At 52.1% G+C, this 3,157-nt stretch carries 4 protein-coding genes; all 4 read left to right on the forward strand.

The features are described from left to right. The coding region (locus AC0UA9_RS17040; protein WP_475661884.1) for a F0F1 ATP synthase subunit B at window positions 1-444 on the forward strand (444 nt) is incomplete at its 5' end. An 11-nt stretch (window positions 445-455) separates the two neighbouring features. After that, on the forward strand, window positions 456-989 hold the full coding sequence (locus AC0UA9_RS17045; RefSeq protein ID WP_125753288.1) for a F0F1 ATP synthase subunit delta: 534 nt from the start codon (window positions 456-458) through the stop codon (window positions 987-989). Window positions 990-1,005: 16 nt separating this feature from the next. Further along, the gene (gene atpA / locus AC0UA9_RS17050) at window positions 1,006-2,550 is read left to right on the forward strand and encodes a F0F1 ATP synthase subunit alpha (protein WP_125753284.1); all 1,545 of its coding nucleotides are present in this window, start codon (window positions 1,006-1,008) and stop codon (window positions 2,548-2,550) included. 65 nt (window positions 2,551-2,615) lie between these two features. After that, on the forward strand, window positions 2,616-3,157 hold a 542-nt coding region (locus tag AC0UA9_RS17055), incomplete at its 3' end, for a F0F1 ATP synthase subunit gamma (RefSeq protein WP_475661885.1).

Genomic DNA, 3,157 nt, shown 5'->3' on the forward strand with positions numbered 1-3,157 from the left:
CAGATGATCGCCTTCGCGATCTTTGTCTGGTTTTGCATAAAGTATGTGTGGCCTCCGATCAGCAACGCGCTTCACGAGCGTCAAAAGAAAATTGCTGATGGCTTAGACGCAGCTAGCCGTGCTACTCGCGATCTTGAGCTTGCTCAAGAGCGTGCAGAGCAGACACTGCGTGAAAGCAAGGAGCAGGCTTCTCAAATCCTCGAGCAAGCCAACAAGCGCTCTGCTCAAATGGTTGAAGAAGCACGCGAACAGGCCCGCGCCGAAGGCGAACGCCTCATGGTTAGTGCACGTTCTGAAATTGAGCAAGAAGTTAATCGTGCAAAAGACGAGCTTCGTGCCCAAGTTTCTCATCTTGCCATTATTGGTGCCGAGCGTGTGCTAGAAGCTTCGGTCGACGAGAAAGCACATCGCAAGTTACTTGATGAGCTTGCTGCTGAACTGTAAGGAGGTGACCCATGGCGGAATTACTTACCGTCGCTCGTCCTTACGCTAAGGCGGCGTTTGAATACGCGCGTGATCATAAGGCGCTTGATAGCTGGACCCAAGCGCTTAGTTTTTTAAGCGCTGCGGTAGCTGACAGCGATCTACGTCGTCTGTTGGGTAGTCCAAAACTTGAAAACGACAAAAAGGTAGCGCTGCTTTCGGATATGTTGCCCGAAAAGCAGGAAGACCTGTCGCGTTTTTTGGATACCCTGGCTGACCAAGGTCGCTTGTTAGCACTGCCCTTCATTGCTGAACAGTTCGAGTACTTACGTGCCGAACATGAACAGCGTGTTGATGTGACGGTGACGTCAGCTTATAAGCTGACTGCCGCACAGCAGACCAAGCTAGCGAACGCGCTTAAGAAACGTCTGAATCGCGAAATCTCCATTACTACTCAAGTGGACAAGACGCTTATTGGTGGTGTCATCCTACGTGCCGGCGATACCGTTATTGACGGTTCGGTACGTGGTCGATTGAACCGCCTTTCCGAAGCGCTGACCGCTTGAGTCTGAGGGACATGGCATGCAGCAACTGAATCCTTCCGAGATCAGCGACATCATCAAGCAGCGAATTGAGAAGCTTGACGTCGCATCCGAAGCCCGTAATCAGGGCACCATCGTCAGCGTTTCCGACGGTATCGTGAAAATTCACGGCCTCGAAGACGCGATGTTTGGTGAAATGATTGAATTCCCTAACAGCATTTTTGGCATGGTACTGAACCTGGAGCGTGACTCCGTTGGTGCCGTTGTCTTGGGTGACTACCTGCAACTTCAAGAAGGCATGACCGCTCAGTGTACGGGTCGTATCCTAGAAGTGCCGGTAGGTCCTGAGCTGGTAGGTCGTGTGGTCGATGCGCTGGGTAATGCCATCGACGGCAAAGGCGATATCAACGCCAAAATGACAGATGCGGTAGAAAAAGTAGCGCCTGGCGTTATTACCCGTCAGTCCGTTGACGAGCCGATCCAAACCGGTCTGAAATCCATCGACGCCATGGTGCCAATCGGTCGTGGTCAGCGTGAGCTGATCATCGGTGACCGTCAGATTGGTAAGTCTGCCATTGCTATCGATGCGATCATCAACCAAAAAGGCAAAGGCGTTACTTGTGTTTACGTGGCGATTGGTCAGAAGCAGTCGACCATTGCTAACGTGGTACGCAAGTTAGAAGAGCACGGCGCGCTGGAACACACTATCGTTGTCGCTGCTGGCGCTGCTGATCCTGCACCAATGCAGTTCTTGGCCGCCTATTCTGGTTGCACCATGGGTGAGTACTTCCGTGACCGTGGTGAAGACGCACTGATCGTTTATGACGATCTGTCCAAGCAGGCTGTGGCTTACCGTCAGGTATCACTACTGCTGCGTCGTCCGCCGGGTCGTGAGGCCTATCCTGGTGACGTTTTCTATCTCCACTCACGTCTGCTAGAGCGCGCTGCGCGTGTTAATGCTGATTACGTTGAGAAATTTACTAACGGTGAAGTAAAAGGCAAAACCGGTTCTTTGACCGCACTGCCGATTATCGAAACCCAAGGTGGAGACGTTTCTGCGTTCGTTCCAACCAACGTTATCTCGATCACCGATGGTCAGATCTTCCTGGAAACCAACCTGTTTAACTCCGGTATTCGTCCGGCGATTAACGCAGGTCTATCGGTTTCTCGTGTTGGTGGTGCTGCGCAGACCAAAATTATCAAGAAGCTGGGTGGCGGTGTTCGTCTGGCCTTGGCTCAGTACCGTGAGCTAGCGGCGTTCTCGCAGTTTGCTTCTGATCTAGATGAAGCGACCCGTAAGCAGCTTGAGCATGGTCAACGCGTTACCGAACTGATGAAGCAAAAGCAGTACTCGCCGATGTCAGTGGCGGAAATGGCGCTGTCTCTGTACGCCGCTAACGAAGGTCACTTGGATGATGTGAGCGTCGATAAAGTGTTGGACTTCGAACGTGCTCTGCACGATTACATGAAGTCTGAGCACAGCGATCTGCTCGATAAGATCAACCAGACCGGCGACTACAACGGCGAGATTCAGGACGGCTTGAAGTCAGGTCTCGAGAAGTTCAAGGCGACTCAGAGCTGGTAATGTCCGGCCCGCCTGTGGGCGGGCTTGCATGCTTTCTGAGAGCCACGAACGAAGGGTAGATCGCTATGGCAGCTGCAAAAGAGATACGCACCCAGATCGGGAGCATTAAAAATACGCAGAAGATTACCAGCGCCATGGAAATGGTAGCTGCATCTAAAATGCGTAAAGCACAAGATCTGATGAAGGCTGGCCAGCCGTATGCCAAGCAGATTCGTAATGTGGTAGGCCACATTGCCGACGCAAACCCTGAATACAAGCACGACTACATGGTCGAGCGTAATGAGGTGAAGCGCGTTGGTTACATTGTGGTATCTACTGACCGCGGTCTGTGTGGTGGCTTAAACGTCAACCTGTTTAAGGCAGTGGTGAAAGATGCCGTTGTCTGGAAACAGCAAGACGCTGAGCTAGACTTCTGTGCCCTCGGCTCTAAAGCCGGCGCCTTTTTCCGCAACTATGGAGGCAACCTGGTTGCTGCCAAGAGCGGATTAGGAGAGTCGCCGACTGTCGAAGGACTGATCGGTAGTATAAAGGTCATGTTAGAAGCGTACGACGCAGGACGTATTGACCGCTTGTTTGTGGTGTATAACGAATTTGTTAACACCATGAC

The organism is Colwellia sp. F1, assembly GCF_056238625.1.

What these genes read in the sequence shown, in the direction of transcription:
- atpA (WP_125753284.1), top strand. Translation starts at nt 1,006, where the DNA reads ATGCAGCAACTGAATCCTTCCGAGATCAGCGACATCATCAAGCAGCGA.
- AC0UA9_RS17045 (WP_125753288.1), top strand. Translation starts at nt 456, where the DNA reads ATGGCGGAATTACTTACCGTCGCTCGTCCTTACGCTAAGGCGGCGTTT.